Consider the following 16,172-nt stretch of genomic DNA (forward strand, 5'->3'; position numbering starts at 1 on the left):
ACCCCTGCCGCCGCTGCCCGGACACTCCCCGATCCCGCCCCGCCCGCCGGGTCCGTGTCGCCCGAGCCGGCCGGCCGGCCGGCGGCGGCCGGGGCCGCAGCCGCCTCCGACGCCCCGGCGCCGCCCGTTCCGGCGCCCGGGGCCGGCCGGAGCTGACACCGGCCCCCTCACGCACCGCCCTTGCCCCTGCCCGCCCCTCCCCGAGGGCCAACAGGAATGACCTGCCATGACGATGCCCGGTAGTGCCCTGCCCGGTCGGGCCGCGCGCCACGCGCCGCCCCGCACGTCCGTCGACGCCCCGTCACCGCTGCTCGAACCCGACCTGCTCGCCGCCGCCCCCGCCGGGCTCGTCGAGGTCGGCCGGCTGGTCGGGGAACTCGCCCGGGAGGCCGCCGCCGGGCTGCGCCGGCGCGGCGGCCCGCTGCCGCCGCTGAGCCCGGAGGAGCTGACGCGCCTGGTCGACGAGCAGTTCCCGGACGGGCCGGTGCCGCGCACGGGCGGGGGGCGGCAGGCCGTGCTGGCGTTGGCCCGCGCCTGCGCCGAGACCACCGTGGACCTGTCCGACCCGCGGGCCGCCGCCCACCTCCAGCCGCCGTCGCTGGCCGTCGCCGCGGCCGCCGACGCCCTCGCCGGGGTCTTCAACGCGTCCGTCGACACCTGGGACTCGGGACCGTACGCCGTCGAGATCGAGCGGCGGCTGATCGGCGGCCTCGCCCGGCTCGCCGGCTACGGCCAGGACTCGGGCGGCGTCTTCACTTCCGGAGGTAGTGCGTCCAACCTGCAGGCGCTGCTCATCGCCCGCGACGCCGCCGCAGCGAAGCTGCGCGACGTACGCGCCGCGGGCCTGACGGGGCTCGACTGCGCCCCGCTGGTGTTCTGCTCGGAGCTGGCGCACTTCTCCGTCGCCCGCGCCTGCGCCGTCCTCGGGCTCGGCGAGGACGCGGTGCGGACCGTGCCGGCCGACGCACGGCAGCGGATGCGGCCGGAGGCGCTGGACGCCCTGCTGCGCTCTGCGGACGGCGGGGCGCACCTGCCGGTCGCCGTCGTCGCGACGGCGGGCACCACCGACTACGGCTCCGTCGACCCGCTGCCGGAGGTCGCGGCCGTCGCCCGCGAGCACGGCGTGCGGCTGCACGTCGACGCGGCGTACGGCTGCGGCGCCCTGTTCTCCCGGCGGCTGAGTCCGCTGCTCGACGGCATCGAGGAGGCCGACACCGTCACCCTCGACCTGCACAAGACGGCCTGGCAGCCCGCGTCCGCCAGTGTCCTGCTGGCCCGGGACGCCGCCGACTTCACCGCGACGACCGGTCGGCGCGTGGCGTACCTCAACCCGGACGACGACGGGGAGGCCGGCTACGACGGGCTGCTGGGCATGTCCCTGCAGACGACCCGCCGCGCCGACGCGCTGAAGGTCGCCGCCACGTTCCTCGCGCTCGGCACCGACGGCGTGGGGGCCATGCTCGACGCCTGCCACGACCTCGCCCGGCACGCGGAGGCGGCCGTCGCGGCGCACCCGCGGCTGGCGCTCACCGCCGGGGCGACGCTCTCCACGGTGGTGTTCCGGTACGTCACCCGGGACCCGGCCGCGTCCGACCGGGTGAACGGGGCGCTGCGCCGCCGGCTGCTGCGCGCGGGCACGGCGCTGGTGGGCCGCACCGCCGCGGTGGGGGACGGCGGGCCCGGCACCGTCCGGCTGAAGCTGACGCTGCTGAACCCGCAGGCCACGGCCGGCGACGTGGACGGACTGCTCGCGGCCGTCGTCCGGGCCGGACGGGCCGCGGAGGAGGACGCCGCGTGACGGGCTCCGCCCGGGCGCCGCGCGCTCCCCCGGGAAGGCGCGCCTCCGCGGGCGCACCGAGCGCCCCGGCGCCGTGCCGGCCGCGAGGGCCCCGCCGCCCCGACCATCCCGTCCCCCTCCACAGGAAGGTGTCCACCGCATGACTGACGGTCACCCCGTCCCCGACCTCGCCGACGTGTCCCCCGAGTCCTGGCGGGAGGCCAACCGCAGGCTGCTCGCCAAGACCCTCTCCGAGTTCGCCTTCGAGGAGTTGATCACGCCCCGGGAGCTGGAGCAGCCGGGGCTCCACCGGGTCGACCTGGACAGCGGCGTGTCGTACGTCTTCGCCGCCGCGCGGGGCGCCCTCGGCTCGTGGCGGGTGGACGCTGGCTCCGTGACGCGCGGTGCGGCCGGGCTGCTCGGCAACGAGATCGAGACCCCGGCGTGGGACGTGCAGCAGTTCCTCGTCGACTGCGCCGGGACGATAGGCACCGACGCGCCGACCCTCGGCATGTACCTCACGGAGCTGTCCGCGACGCTGGCGGTCGACGCGGCGCGGATCGAGCACGGCGGGCGGACCGCCGCGGAGCTGCGGCTGCTGGACCACGCCGAGCTGGAGTGCGCCATGACGGGCCACCCCACGCTGGTCGCCAACAAGGGCCGCATCGGCTTCTCCGCGACCGACGTGCGGGCCTACGCCCCGGAGTCACAGCGGACCGTGGCCCTGCGGTGGGTCGCCGTGCACCGCGGCCTCGCCGAGTTCCGGGGCACCCCCGGCCTCAGTGAGCACACCGTGGTCCGGCACGAGCTGGACGACCGGACCGCCGCCGCGTTCCGGGAGCGGATCGAGGCCGCGGGCGGCGACCCGGACGCGTACGTGTGGATGCCCGTGCACCCGTGGCAGTGGGACCACGCGGTGCAGGTGCTGTTCGCCGGGGAGGTCGCCCAGCGGCGCATCGTCCCGCTCGGCGAGAGCCCCGACCACTACCTGCCGCAGCAGTCCGTGCGGACGATGACGAACGTGTCGGAGCGCGGCCGCTACGACGTCAAGCTGCCCCTGAAGATCGTCAACACGCTGATCTGGCGCGGCATCCCGCCGCACTGCACGCAGGGCGCGCCGCTCACGACGCAGTGGCTGAAGGGGCTGCTGGAGAAGGACCCGCTGCTGCGCGACGAGCTGCGGACCGTGCTCCTCGGCGAGGTCGCGTCGGTGACGGTCCGCCACCCGTACCTGGACCGGGTGCCGGACATGCCGTACCAGCACCTGGAGACGCTGGGCTGCATCTGGCGGGAGTCGGTGTCGTCGCGGCGCGACGACGGCGAGCGGGTGCGCACGTTCGCGTCGCTGCTGCACGTCGACGAGCGGGGCACGGCGTTCGCGGCGGAGCTGGCCCGGGCGTCCGGGCTGGCCGCCGAGGAGTGGCTGTCGCGGCTGTTCGAGACGGTCCTGCACCCGGTGCTGCACGTGATGTACACGTACGGCATCACGTTCAACCCGCACGGCCAGAACACCCTCATCGGCTACGACGAGCAGGAGGTGCCGCGCCGGCTGTTCCTGAAGGACTTCGTCGACGACGTGTCCGTGTCGCACACGCCCGTCCCGGAGCGGGGCCCGGAGCCCGACGGCCACGACCACGTGCTGCCCCGCAAGAATTCGCTGGTGATCCGCCAGCACGTGGTGGACCAGCTCCTGCTGGGCCACTTCCGCTACCTGGCGCCGCTCGCCGCGGCGCAGCTGGGCGTGGCCGAGAAGCGGTTCTGGCGGCTGGTGCGGCAGGCGGTCGTGTCGTACCAGAAGCGGTTCCCGGACCGGAAGGACCGGTTCGCGGAGTACGACATGCTCGCCGCGGAGTTCCCGCGCTACCCGTTCAACACGGACCGGCTCGTCGTCACCCGCTACGTCGACCGGGCCCTGCGCCACGCGCTGCGCCCGAACGGCACCGTCCCGAACCCGCTGTCGTGAGCGTCGGGATCAGTGCCTCGGACCTCACGCTCGGGCACGGCGGCGCCCCGGTCGCCCGCGGCATCAGCGTGGCGCTCGCGCCCGGAGAAGTGACGGCGCTCGTCGGCCCGAACGGCTCCGGCAAGTCGACGCTGCTGCGGGCGCTGGCGCGGCTGCACACCCCGGACGCCGGGCAGATCGTGCTGGACGGCCGGGCACTGGGCTCGTACCGGCCGCGGGAACTCGCCCGGAAGCTCAGCTTCCTGACGCAGTCGCCGATCGTGCCCGCCGGGGTGACCGTGGAGGAGCTCGTCGCCTACGGGCGCCACCCGCACCAGGGGCTGCTGGCCCGCGGCGCCGGGGCGGGCGACCGGGAGGCGGTCGCGTGGGCGCTGGACGCCACGAACCTGCGGCCGCTGGCCGAACGGACCCTGGACCGGCTGTCCGGGGGCGAGCGGCAGCGGGCGTGGATCGCCATGGCCCTGGCGCAGCGCACCGGGCTGCTGCTGCTCGACGAGCCCACCACGTACCTCGACATCCGCTACCAGATCGAGGTGCTGCGGCTGGTGCGGCGGCTGGCCGACGAGCACGGCATCACCGTGGCGGTGGTGCTGCACGACCTGAACCAGGCCGCCGCGTTCTCCGACGCGATGGTCGTCCTGGCGGACGGCCGGATCGTGGCGTCCGGCCCGCCCGCGCAGGCACTGACCGAGGACACCGTCCGCACCGCGTTCCGGATCGACACCACCGTCACCCGCGACCCCCGCACGGGGGTGCCGACCTGCCTGCCGACCTGGCGTGAGCCGTCGGCGGCGGCCACGGCCACCTGACCCGCCCCCGTTCCCGTACGCACGCACCACCGAGCGAAGGAATGCATGCCCATGCGCACTGCACCAAGGGCCCGTGCCCTCACCGCCCTGCTCGCCGCCGCGGCGCTCGCCGTCACCGCCGCCGGCTGCGGGTCGGCCGCCGAGGAGGCGGGGGGCGGCGCCCCCCGGAAGGCCCCCGAAGGCAGGGGGACGGGCGCCGGCGCGCTCACCGTCACCCACCTGAAGGGCACCACCACCCTGGAGGAGCCCGCCACCAGGGTCGTGGCGCTGGAGTGGACCTACGCCGAGGACCTGCTCGCCCTCGGGGTGTCCCCGGCCGGGGTCGCCGACATCGAGGGCTACGACCAGTGGGTCACCGGCGGCCCGCGCTTCGCGGACTCCGTCAAGGACGTCGGCACCCGGCAGGCACCCAGCCTGGAGACCGTGAAGGCGCTGAAGCCCGACCTGATCATCACCTCCAAGGTGCGCTCCGAGGCCAACTACGACCAGCTCGACGCCATCGCGCCGACCCTGATGTTCGACCCGTACGCGGCCGAGGGCGAGTACGAGGAGATGCGGGCGACGCTGGAGAAGATCGGCACCGCGGTCGGCCGGCAGGAGGCCGCCGGCGCCGCCCTGAAGGAGCTCGACGGCAAGATCGCGGCGGCGCGGCAGAGGCTCACCGACGGAGGCAAGGACGGCGCCGCGGTGACCGTCGCCCGCGGCTACACCACGGACGGCGCCGCGGTCGTGGAGGTGCTGACCGACTCGACCATCCCGGGCGGGCTGCTGCCGCAGCTGGGGCTGCGCAACGCCTGGACGGGGAAGGCCGACGCGTACGGCATGAGCAAGGTCGACATCGAGGGCCTGAAGCCCGTCGAGGAGTCGACCCTGCTGTACGTGGCGGCGAAGGACGACGACGTGTTCGCCACGTCCCTGCCGAAGAACGCCCTGTGGCGGAACCTGGACTTCGCGGAGGGCGGGCGGGTGCACGCCCTCGACCCGGGGACGTGGTTCTTCGGCGGGCCGTTCTCCACCGCGCTGGTCGCCGACGAGATCGCGGACGCACTCACGTCATGACGGGCGCCGCGACCCGTCCCGCGGACCGCGGGGCGTCCACCGCGCGGGGCTGCGTGAAGGGCCGCACCGGGAGGCCGCGGCGCCTCCCGGGCGGCCCCGCCCTGGTCCTGGCCGGCGGGGTGCTCGTCCTGCTGGCCGTGGCGACCGCCCACCTGGGGCACGGCCGCAGCGACGTCGGCCTCACCGACCTGCTCGGGCTGCTGGCGGGCGGGGACGCCACGGACCCACCCTCGGTCCTGCTGGGCGGCCGGCTGCCGCGCACCCTGGCCGGGCTGGTGGCGGGCGCGGCGCTGGCCGTCGCCGGCTGCCTGCTCCAGTCGTCGGTGCGCAACGCGATGGCGTCGCCCGACACGCTGGGGGTGACCGCGGGCGGCTACCTCGCGGTGACGGTCACCGCGGTCACCGGGTTCTCGCTGGGCGACGTGCCGCGCGGGGCGGTGGCGTTCGCCGGGGGGCTGCTCGCGGCGGCGCTCGTGTACGCGGTGGCGGGAGGCGCCCGGGGCCGCCCCGCGCACCTGGTGCTGGCCGGCATGTCGGTGATGCTGGCGCTGACGAGCGTGACGGCGGTGCTGGTGGTGCTCTTCCAGGAGGAGACCGGCGCGGTCTTCTTCTGGGGGCACGGCTCTCTCGCGGTGGCCGACAGCGCCCGGTCGCTGGCGGCCTTGCCGCTGCTGGCGGCGGGCCTGCTGGGCGGACTGCTGATGTCCCGCACGCTGGACATCCTCGCCACCGGCGACGACACGGCCCGCGCGCTGGGGGTCGACGTGGGCCGGGTGCGGGCGGCGGCCGTGGTGCTGTCGGTGCTGCTGACGGCGTGCGCGGTGTCGGTGACCGGCCCGATCGGCTTCATCGGTCTGGCGGCGCCCCACCTCGTGCGGCTGGCCGGGGTACGGCGGCACGCCGCTCTGCTGCCGGGCGCCGCCGTGTGGGGCGCGGCGCTGCTGCTGGCCGCGGACCTGCTGGCCCGGGTGACGTCGCCGACCGGCAACGAGGTGCCCGCGGGCGTGGTGACGGCCCTGTTCGGGGCGCCGCTGTTCCTGTGGCTGGCGCGGCGGCTGCCCTCGGAGCCGGCGGCCCCGGGCGCGGTCATGCCGGGGCGGCGCGGGCGGCGGCTGCCGTACCCGCCGCTGCTCGCGGGCGGCGTGGCGCTGGTGTGCGTCCTGCTGGCGGCGGGGCTGGCGTTCGGCGACATCGCGGTGCCGCCCGGTCAGGTGCCGCGGTTCCTGGTGGGCGGCGGCGACGAGCTGCTGCGCGGGGTGGTGCTGGAGTACCGGCTGCCGCGGCTGCTGGTGGCGGCACTCGCCGGGGCGCTGCTCGCGGTGGCGGGCGGGATCGTGCAGACGGTGTCGCGCAACCCGCTGGCGGACCTGACGGTGATGGGCGTCAGCGGCGGGGCGGGCTTCGGGGCGGCGCTGGTGCTGGTGGCGCTGCCCGCGGTGCCGTACGCGGTGCTGCCGTTCGCGGCGCTGCTGGGCGGCACGGCGGCGTTCGCGCTGACGTACGGGCTGTCGCTGCGCCGCGGGTCGGTGGCGCCGGAGCGGCTCGTGCTGGTCGGCATCGGCACGTTCGCGTTGACGACGGCGGCCACCAACTACCTGGTGACGGGGGCCCGTTTCCAGGTGGCGCAGGCGCTGACGTGGCTGTCGGGGTCGACGTACGCGCGGGACGGCACGGATCTGGCGGTGCTGGCGGCGGCGACGGCGGTCGGGGTGCCGCTGCTGCTGCCGGCGTTCCGCCGCCTCGATCTGCTGGCGCTCGGCGAGGACACTCCCCGGACGCTGGGCCTGCCCCTGGAACGGGCCCGGCTGGCGGTGCTGGTGCTGGCGGTGGCGATGGCGGCGGCCGCGGTGGCGGTGGTGGGCACGGTGGCGTTCGTGGGCCTGGTGGCACCGCACGCGGCCCGCATGCTGGTGGGGTCGCGGGCACACCGGCTGCTGCCGGCGGCGGGACTGCTGGGGGCGGCGCTGATGATCGCCGCGGACACGGTGGGCCGTACCGCCATCGCCCCGGCGGAGATCCCGTCGGGGCTGCTGGCCGCGCTGATCGGCACGCCGTACTTCGTGTGGCAGCTGCGCCGGGGCAACCGCGCCCGCTGAGGCGCCGGGCCGGTCCGCGGGCCCGCCGGAGGGTGACGGGCCCGGGGACCGGCCCGGCGGAAAGGGGCCCCGGGCCGGGGCGGGCTGTGCGCCTCCCGGTACGACCGGGGCGCGGCCCGCCGCACCGGGGAGCGGTCACCGGCCCCGGGGGGCGCCGTCCGGATCATCCTCGCCCGCCGGCCCCGAGGGGTGTCCCGGCCCGCCGGACCGCGGGGCCGTGCCCGTCAGGGGGCGGCGCCGGGGGCGTTCCCGGCGGCGGCGCGGGTGATGTTGCGGGCCATGCCTCCGAACACGGTCGCGTGGAAGGGGGAGATGCTCCACCAGTACGCGTGGCCGAGGAGCCCGTGCGGGTGGAACAGGGCGCGCTGGCGGTAGCGGGTGCGCCCCCGCTCGTCCTGCTCGGCGTACATCTCCAGCCACGCCAGGCCGGGCAGGCGCATCTCGGCGCGCAGCCGCAGCAGGCGTCCGGGGTCGAGCTCCTCGACGCGCCAGAAGTCGAGGGAGTCGCCGACCCGCAGCCGGTGGGCGTCGCGGCGGCCGCGCCGCAGCCCCACCCCGCCGAACAGTCGGTCCAGCCAGCCGCGCACCGCCCAGGCGAGCGGGAAGGAGTACCAGCCGTTGTCGCCGCCGATGCCTTCGATGACCCGCCACAGCTCCTGCGGGGTGGCGTCGACGGTCCGCTCCCGCTCGTCGGTGTAGAGGGTGCCGCCGGCCCAGTCCGGGTCGGTGGGCAGCGGGTCGCTGGGCGCACCGGGAACGGCGGCGTTCGACCAGCGGGTGGCCACGCGCGCCTCGCGGACCTGGCGCAGGGCGAGTTCCAGGGCCCGGTCGCAGCCGAGGGGGTGACCGGGCGGGTCGGGGACGTACCCGGCGAGGTCGTGCTCGCGGCACACGACCTCGTGGCGGAGCGAATCGGCGAGGGGCCGGGCGATCCCGGCCGGCACGGGCGTGACGAGTCCGATCCACAGGCTGGACAGCCGCAGCGTCAGAACGGGCACGGGCACGATCAGCCGCCGCGGCAGCCCGGCGACGGCGGCGTACCGCTGCATCAGGCCGCGGTAGGTGAGGACGTCGGGGCCCCCGATGTCGAAGGTGCGGTTGACGTCCTGGGGCAGTTCGGCGCTGCCGACGAGGTACCGCAGGACGTCCCGGACGGCGATCGGCTGGATGCGGGTGCGGACCCAGCGGGGCGCGACCATGACGGGCAGCCGCTCCGTCAGGTACCGCAGCATCTCGAACGACGCCGAGCCGGAGCCGAGGATCACGGCGGCGCGCAGCACGGCGGTGGGGACGCCGGAGTCGAGGAGGATCCTGCCCACCTCGGCGCGGGACCGCAGGTGCGGGGAGAGCCGTTCCTCGGGGACCCCGGCGGGGGTGAGGCCGCCGAGGTAGACGATGCGGCGGACGCCGCCGTCGCGGGCGGCCTGCCCGAAGAGGCGGGCCGCCCGGCGGTCGGTGTCCTCGAAGCGGCGGCCGGTGCCGAGGGCGTGGACGAGGTAGTACGCGATGTCGGTGCCGCGCAGTGCCTCGCCGAGGGACCGCTCGTCGGTGACGTCGCCGCGCACCACTTCGACGCGGCCCGCCCACGGGTGGTCGCGGAGCTTCTCCGGGGAGCGGGCCAGGCAGCGGACGCGGTAGCCGGCCTCCAGCAGTTCCGGCACCAGCCGCCCTCCGATGTATCCGCTGGCACCGGTCACCAGGCACAGGGGGCCGGTCGTGTCCTCCGGTGTGCTCATGGGGCCTCCCGTCGTGCTCGCCGCAGGTGTCCAGCGTCGCCGGTCGGCGCACCGTCCGCACGGGGACACGCCCCGGGCGGGGGCGGGCGGGCCGGCGGGGTGCGGGGGTGGGGCCGGGCAGGGATGCCGCCGCGCAGCGGGTCCGCCGGTGGGTGGATGCGGTGGTCTGCTGGTGCGGCGGTCAGAACACCGACAGCCCGGTCAGGGTGGTGAAGCGGGCGAGTGCGGCGACTCCCGCGACGGAGTTGCCGCGCTCGTCGAGGCCCGGGCTCCACACGCACAGGGTGCAGCGGCCGGGCACGACGGCGATGATGCCACCGCCGACGCCGCTCTTGCCGGGCAGCCCGACGCGGTACGCGAAGTCGCCGGCCGCGTCGTACGTGCCGCAGGTCAGCATCACCGCGTTGACCTGCTTGGCCTGGCTGCGGGTGAGCAGCGAGGACCCGTCGGCGCGGATGCCGTGCCGGGCGAGGAAGGACGCGGCCAGGGCGAGGTCGGCGCAGGACGCCTCCAGGGAGCACTGCCGGAAGTACTGGTCGAGCAGGTCCGGCACGGGGTTGGCGATGTTGCGGTACGAGGCCATGAAGTAGGCCAGGGCGGCGTTGCGGTCGCCGTGGGCGGCTTCGGAGGAGGCGACCTGCCGGTCGAAGTCCAGGTCGGGGTTGCCGCTTTCGGCGCGCAGGAAGGCGCGCAGGGTGCCGGCGGCGTCGCCGGTGAGGCTGTGGAGGCGGTCCGTGACCACGAGGGCGCCCGCGTTGATGAAGGGGTTGCGGGGGATGCCGTTCTCGTACTCCAGCTGCACGAGGGAGTTGAAGGGGTTGCCGGACGGTTCGCGTCCGACGTGCTCCCACAGGGCCTCGCCCTCCAGGGAGAGGGCGAGGGCGAGGGTGAACGCCTTGGTGATGGACTGCGTGGAGAACGGCGTCCGCCAGTCGCCCACCCCGTAGACCGTGCCGTCGAGTTCGGCGACGGCCATACCGAAGCGCCGGGGGTCGACGGCGGCGAGCGCCGGGATGTAGTCGGCGGGGCGGCCCCGGCCCGGGGTGGCGGCGATGTCGGCCGCGATCTGTTCGAGGACGGGCAGGAAGGCGGTCGGGGCCACGGGCGTGCTCACTCCGGCGTGTGCGTGGTTCTGTTCGATCTCGCCCCTATTGTGCACGCGGGCCCCGCAGCGCGGTGCGGGGCCCCGCACGGCCGGGTGCCGATCGGTCGGGCCCACCCGGCCGATCGGACGCCACGAGGTCGGCCCGGGCCGGCGGGCACGGCGCGGCGCCGCGCCACCCGGTCCACCCGCCGCCCGGCCCGGCACCGCGTGCCGCGGCACCGCATGACCCGCCCCGGTCGGGCGCATCCCGGCCCGGCGCCGCTTGCCCGCGGCGCGCGCCCGCCCCGGGCCCCGCCCGTCTCCGTTCAGCCCCCGACGCGTTCACCCGGGGGGCGGGCCGCGGCTTCCAGGGCCGTGAGCACACGATCGGGGGTGAGGGGCAGTTCGTGGAAGCGGACGCCCGTGGCGTGCCGGACGGCGTTGCCGAGCGCGGCGGCCGCGCCGACGATGCCCAGTTCGCCGATGCCCTTGCTGCCCAGGGGGTTGAGGAGGCTGTCGTCCTCGTCGATCCAGTGCGCCTGGAGGTCGGTGGGCACGTCCGCGTGCGTGGGGACGTGGTACGAGGCGAGGTCGCTCTCGACGAAGTCGCCGTGGGCGGCGTCCATCGTGCTGTGCTCCGTCAGGGCCATGCCGAGGCCCATGACCATGCCGCCGGTCAGCTGGGAACGTGCCGTGCGCGGGTTCAGGATGCGCCCGGCGGCGAACACGCCGAGCATGCGGCGGGCGCGGACCTCCCCGGTGACGGTGTCGACCTGCACCTCGGCGAACTGGGCGCCGAAGGCGTGCCGTGCGTAGGGAGGCGTGCGGCGTGCCTCGGCGCGGGTGTCGGCGGTGACGGTGAGGCCCTCGTCGGGGAGCGGGCCGTCGTGGGCGGCGAGCAGCGCGGCGAGTTCGGTGGCGGCCTTGTGGACGGCCCAGCCCCAGGAGGCGGTGCCCGAGGAGCCGCCGGCGAGCGGGGCGCGGGGCAGCCGGGTGCTGCCGATCTCGATGCGCACGGCGTCCAGCGGCACGCCGAGCGCCTCGGCGGCGACCTGCGCGAGGACGGTGCGGGCGCCGGTGCCGATGTCGGTGGCGTTGGTCCGGACGGTGCGGGTGCCGTCGGGGTGGGCGGTGACGGACGCCGACGACGGGGAGACGTACGCGGGATAGGTGGCGGCGGCGACGCCGGTGCCGACGAGAAGGTCGCCCTCGCGGCGGGCGGCGGGTCGCGGGTCGCGGCGGTGCCAGCCGAAGCGGCGGGCGCCCTCGCGCAGGCAGTCGACGAGGTGGCGGCTGCTGAAGGGGCGGCCGCTGTCCGGTTCGACGGCGGTCTCGTTGCGCACGCGCAGCTCGATCGGGTCCATGCCGAGGGCGTCGGCGAGTTCGTCGACGGCGGATTCCAGGGCGTGCATGCCGGGGGTCTCGCCGGGGGCCCGCATCCAGGAGGGGACGGGCACGTCGAGGGGGACGACGCGGTGCGTGGTGAGGCTGTGCGGAGAGCCGTACATGACACGGGAGGGAACGGCGGCCTGTTCGACGAACTCGCTGATGCGGGAGGTGTGGGTGAGCACCTCGTGGCTGAGCGAGACCAGGGTGCCGTCGCGTTCCGCACCGAGGCGCAGCCGGTGCAGGGTGGGCGCGCGGTGGCCGGTCACGGACGCCAGGTGCCGCCGGGGCAGGGCGAGTTTGACGGGGCGGCCGGTGTGGATGGCGGCCATGGCGGCGAGGACGGCGTGGGGGCGGGTGGTGCCCTTGCTGCCGAAGCCGCCGCCGACGTGTTCGGCGACGACGGTGACCCGGTCCTCGGGGAGCCCGAACAGCGCGGCGAGCACCGCCCGTACGGTGCCGGTGCCCTGGCAGGAGTCGTAGACGGTGAGCCGGCCGCCGGCGAAGTGGGCGGTGGCCGCGTGCGGCTCCAAGGGGTGGTTGTGCAGGGGCGGCAGCCGGTGGCGGGTGTCGACGCGCACCGGCGCGGCGGCGAAGGCGGCGGCCGCGTCGCCGCGCTCGCGGTGGGCGGGGTAGCCGCCGTTCACCTCGTCCGGTGTGTACGTCTCGGGGTGGTCCTCGGCGAGGAAGACGTCGTGCGGCTCCGGTTCGTCGCCGTGGTCGGCGCAGGTGACGCGGACGGCCGCCGCGGCGGCGCGGGCGTTCTCCAGGGTGTCCGCGACCGCGAGGGCGACGTACCAGCCGCGGTGAGGGACGGCGTCGTACTGGAGGACGTCGAGGTTGGGGTCGTCGGGCGGGACGGCGAAGCGGGGCGCGTCGAACGGGGTGAGGACGGTGAGGACCCCCGGCAGGGCCAGCGCGTCGGCGGTGTCGACGGACGTGAGCCTGCCGCAGGTGACCCCGGCCGGCACGGGCCAGGCGTAGGCGCAGCCGGGCGGGGTGTGCTCGGCGGCGTAGCGGGCCCTGCCGGTGACCTTGTCCCGGCCTTCCAGGCGCTCGGCGGGCGCGCCGAGGACGGTGCGGCGCGGCGGGGGGTCGGCCATGTCGGTCCTCTCAGGGGCGGGGGCCGCGGGGGCCGGCGAGGTCGGTGAGGTCGGTGAGGACGGCCGCGCCGAGCCGCCGGGCGAGGGCGGGTTTGTAGGCGTTGTCGCGCAGCGGCTCGGCGGCGGCGAGTTCCTCGGTGAGGGCACGGTCGACGGCGGCGGCGGTCGGGGCGGCGCCGAGCAGGGCGGCCTCGGCGCGGCGGGCCCGCCAGGGCCGGTGGGCGAGCCCCCCGAAGGCGAGGGCGACGTGCCGTACGGTGCCGTGCTCGTCGAGGTCGAGGACGGCGGCGGCGGAGGCGAGGGCGAAGGCGTACGAGGCGCGGTCGCGGACCTTGCGGAACGCGGAGGCCAGTCCCGCGACCCGCCCCGGCAGCAGCACTCCGGTGACGAGTTCGCCGGGTTCGATGACGGTGTCGCGTTCCGGGTGGTCCCCGGGCAGCCGGTGGAGGTCCGCCGCGGGCACGTTGCGGGCGGTGCCGCCGGGGCCGCGCAGTTCCACGTCGGCGTCGCAGGCGGCGAGCGCCACGGCGACGTCGGAGGGGTGGGTGGCGATGCAGTGCGCGGAGTGCCCGAGCACGGCGTGGTCGCGGTGGACGCCGTCCCGCGCACCGCAACCGCTGCCGGGGGAACGCTTGTTGCAGGGCTTGGACAGGTCCTGGAAGTACGGGCAGCGGGTGCGCTGCAACAGGTTCCCGCCGAGGGTGGCGGTGTTGCGCAGCTGGCCGGAGGCGCCGGCCAGCAGGGACCGCGACACGGCGGGGAAGCGGGCCCGCACGAGGGGGTGGGCGGCGAGGTCGCTGCCGCGCACGGCGGCGCCGATGCGCAGCCCCCCGTCCCCGGTCTCCTGCACGTCGTCCAGGGGCAGCCGGCCCACGTCGACGAGCAGGTCGGGCTGCTCGACTCCCAGCTTCATCAGGTCGACGAGGTTGGTGCCGCCCGCGAGGTAGCGGGCCCCGGCGCGGCCGCCGTGGGCGGAGGTGGCCTCGTCGACGGTGCGGGCCCGGACGTACGCGAAGGACTTCACTGCGCCACGTCCTCGACGGCCCGGACGATGTGGGGGTAGGCGCCGCAGCGGCACAGGTTGCCGCTCATCCGCTCCCGGATCTCGTCGGGGGTGAGCGGGACCGGGCCCTGCGCCGGCGGCGCGTCGGCGGGGGTGGCGTCCGAGGGGTGGCCGGCGGCGGCCTCGGACAGCACGCCGGCGGCGGAGCAGAGCTGGCCCGGCGTGCAGTAGCCGCACTGGAAGGCGTCGCGGTCGAGGAACGCCCGCTGGAGCGGGTGCAGCGCGCCGTCGGGTGCGGCGAGTCCTTCCACGGTGGTGACGTGCCGTCCGTCCTGGGCGACGGCCAGGAGCAGGCAGCTGTTGGCGCGGCGCCCGTCGACGAGGACGGTGCAGGCTCCGCACTGGCCGTGGTCGCAGCCCTTCTTGGCGCCGGTCAGGCCGAGCTGCTCGCGCAGCAGGTCGAGGAGGGTGGTGCGGTGGTCGACGGTGAGGGCGCGGGCGCTGCCGTTGACGGTGAGGGCGACGGCGGACCGGTACGGGTCCGGGCCGGCCACCGCGGGCTCCTGCGGGTTCGGGGGGTTCGGCTGCACGGGCGGGGCCTTCCAGGGGGGTGCCTCTATGTCTTTCGTCAAGGTGCCCCCGTCGGGTTTGGGGTGGTTCGGGCTCGTCGTGGTTATGCGGCGAGTCCGAGGCTCCTGGGTTCGCGGGGTTCGTAGAAGGTGCCGTCGCGGAGCATGGCGAACAGGACGCTGATGCGTTGGCGGGCGAGGCGGAGGACGGCTTGGGTGTGGGTCTTGCCGCGGGCGCGTTGTTTGTCGTAGTAGGTGCGGGAGGCCGGGTCGGCGTTCATGCAGGCGAAGGCGGACAGGAACATCGCCCGTTTCAATTGCCGGTTTCCGCCGCGGGGTGCGTGTTCGCCGTGGATCGAGGTGCCGGACTGCTTCGTGGTGGGGGCGAGTCCGGCGTAGGAGGCCAGGTGGGCGGCGGTGGGGAAGCTGGTGCCGTCGCCGACGGTGACCAGCAGGACGGCGGCGGTCCTGACGCCGACGCCGGGCATCGACGTCAGGACCGGGGAAAGAGGGTGAGCCTCCAGCAGGACGTTGATCTGGGCTTCCATCGCCCGGCGCTGGGTGTGGACAGCGGCCAGGGACGCGGCCAGGGAGGGGATGACGATGTCGAGGGTGCCGGTGCCCGGGACGACGACGGTCTGCTCGTCGAGGGCGTCGAAGACCTCGTCGATCAGCCTGGTGGCCATGCGCGGGGCCTTCGGGCGGATCAGCTCCACCAACTTGCGGCGGCCTGCCTTGCGCAGGGCGGCCGGGGATCCGTAGCGCTCCAGGAGCCAGGTCACGGCCTGGTGGTCCAGGCGCGGGCCCAGGGCGCGCTCCAGGCTGGGGTGGAACTGGGTGAGCAGGCCGCGTATCCGGTTGCTGGTGCGGGTGGCCTCGGCGGCGAGGTCCTGGTCGAAGCCGACCAGGACGGTGAGCTCGGCGGTGATGTCGTCGGTGAGCTCCAGGGAGCGCAGGGTGTGTGGCATCGTGCGTGCGGCGTCGGCGATGACGGCGGCGTCCTTGGCGTCGGTCTTGGCCTCGCCCGGGTAGAGGTCGGCGATCCGGCGCATCGCGAGTCCGGGCAGGTAGGCGACCTGGCAGCCGGCGTCGCGGGCGACGGTCAGTGGCAGGGCGCCGATGGAGGCGGGCTGGTCCACGATCACCAGGACGGTGCCGAACTTGTCGCGCAGCTTGTCGAAGACGGCCCGCAGCCTGGGTTCGCTGTTGGGCAGTGGTTTGTCGAAGACCTTCTTCCCGCCCGGGGTGAGCCCATGACCGTGGTGGGCACTCTTGCCGACGTCCAGGCCCAGGAACACGCCCACGTCTTCGATCTCGAACATCGTGCCCCTTCCCAGGGGGTTGACGGTGCCGGCCTCGGCTCGGGTGTCGTGCTCGCGCATCCACGTTATGCAGACCTGCCGCCCGCGAACTGTCCGGCATTGCGCCGGACCGGACGGTGGCCGGACCTCTGATCAGCGTCTCCGACGAACACCCCCGAACCCGGTGACACCACCCCCCAGGTCATGCCTTCGACAGGGGGCAACAGTCATGCCGAGCCCGGAGGCCAGCAGCCCCATTGCAGGACCGCAGAAAACATAACGGGGC

Annotated in this window: 11 protein-coding genes; 5 read left to right on the forward strand and 6 right to left on the reverse strand. The window is 75.8% G+C overall.

Annotation, left to right across the window (positions count from 1 at the left end; genetic code table 11):
* The first annotated feature begins 226 nt into the window (after positions 1-226).
* The 5 genes from BJP40_RS02140 (at position 227) to BJP40_RS02160 (ending at position 7,704) form a co-directional block, all read left to right on the forward strand.
* A complete protein-coding gene (locus BJP40_RS02140; RefSeq protein ID WP_218153180.1) occupies positions 227-1,798 on the forward strand; it encodes a pyridoxal-dependent decarboxylase in 1,572 nt (523 codons plus the stop codon).
* Positions 1,799-1,937: 139 nt separating this feature from the next.
* Entirely contained in the window at positions 1,938-3,740 is a 1,803-nt protein-coding gene (locus tag BJP40_RS02145) for an IucA/IucC family siderophore biosynthesis protein (RefSeq protein WP_071278152.1), read from the forward strand.
* Positions 3,737-4,549 (forward strand): ABC transporter ATP-binding protein, encoded by an 813-nt coding sequence (locus BJP40_RS02150; protein WP_071278154.1) that lies wholly within the window; start codon positions 3,737-3,739, stop codon positions 4,547-4,549. The genes BJP40_RS02145 and BJP40_RS02150 overlap by 4 nt, the downstream gene beginning before the upstream one ends.
* A gap of 51 nt (positions 4,550-4,600) precedes the next feature.
* Positions 4,601-5,608 carry an ABC transporter substrate-binding protein gene (locus BJP40_RS02155; protein ID WP_071278156.1) on the forward strand — a complete coding sequence of 336 codons (1,008 nt, stop codon included), beginning with the start codon at positions 4,601-4,603 and terminating at the stop codon, positions 5,606-5,608.
* Positions 5,605-7,704 (forward strand): iron ABC transporter permease, encoded by a 2,100-nt coding sequence (locus BJP40_RS02160; RefSeq protein WP_071278157.1) that lies wholly within the window; start codon positions 5,605-5,607, stop codon positions 7,702-7,704. The genes BJP40_RS02155 and BJP40_RS02160 overlap by 4 nt, the downstream gene beginning before the upstream one ends.
* Before the next feature lie 224 nt (positions 7,705-7,928).
* On the opposite strand, the gene BJP40_RS02165 is transcribed toward BJP40_RS02160, so the two are convergent.
* The 6 genes from BJP40_RS02165 to BJP40_RS02190 form a co-directional block, all read right to left on the reverse strand.
* Positions 7,929-9,440: an SDR family oxidoreductase gene (locus tag BJP40_RS02165; protein ID WP_071278159.1), complete on the reverse strand. Its 1,512-nt coding sequence runs from the start codon at positions 9,438-9,440 to the stop codon at positions 7,929-7,931.
* A gap of 181 nt (positions 9,441-9,621) precedes the next feature.
* Entirely contained in the window at positions 9,622-10,542 is a 921-nt protein-coding gene (locus BJP40_RS02170; RefSeq protein WP_371258587.1) for a glutaminase, read from the reverse strand.
* A gap of 308 nt (positions 10,543-10,850) precedes the next feature.
* Complete coding sequence (locus BJP40_RS02175) at positions 10,851-13,013, reverse strand: xanthine dehydrogenase family protein molybdopterin-binding subunit (RefSeq protein ID WP_071278163.1); 2,163 nt, start codon at positions 13,011-13,013, stop codon at positions 10,851-10,853.
* Between the two features lie 10 nt (positions 13,014-13,023).
* The gene (locus tag BJP40_RS02180; protein ID WP_071278165.1) at positions 13,024-14,037 is read right to left on the reverse strand and encodes a xanthine dehydrogenase family protein subunit M; all 1,014 of its coding nucleotides are present in this window, start codon (positions 14,035-14,037) and stop codon (positions 13,024-13,026) included.
* Positions 14,034-14,606 carry a (2Fe-2S)-binding protein gene (locus BJP40_RS02185; protein ID WP_071278167.1) on the reverse strand — a complete coding sequence of 191 codons (573 nt, stop codon included), beginning with the start codon at positions 14,604-14,606 and terminating at the stop codon, positions 14,034-14,036. The genes BJP40_RS02180 and BJP40_RS02185 overlap by 4 nt, the downstream gene beginning before the upstream one ends.
* A gap of 83 nt (positions 14,607-14,689) precedes the next feature.
* Positions 14,690-15,907, reverse strand: coding sequence for an IS110 family transposase (locus BJP40_RS02190; protein WP_071278170.1), 1,218 nt, complete (start codon positions 15,905-15,907; stop codon positions 14,690-14,692).
* Positions 15,908-16,172: the final 265 nt, after the last annotated feature.

The sequence above is a fragment of the Streptomyces sp. CC53 genome (assembly GCF_001865245.1).
Classification (GTDB): Bacteria; Actinomycetota; Actinomycetes; order Streptomycetales; family Streptomycetaceae; genus Streptomyces.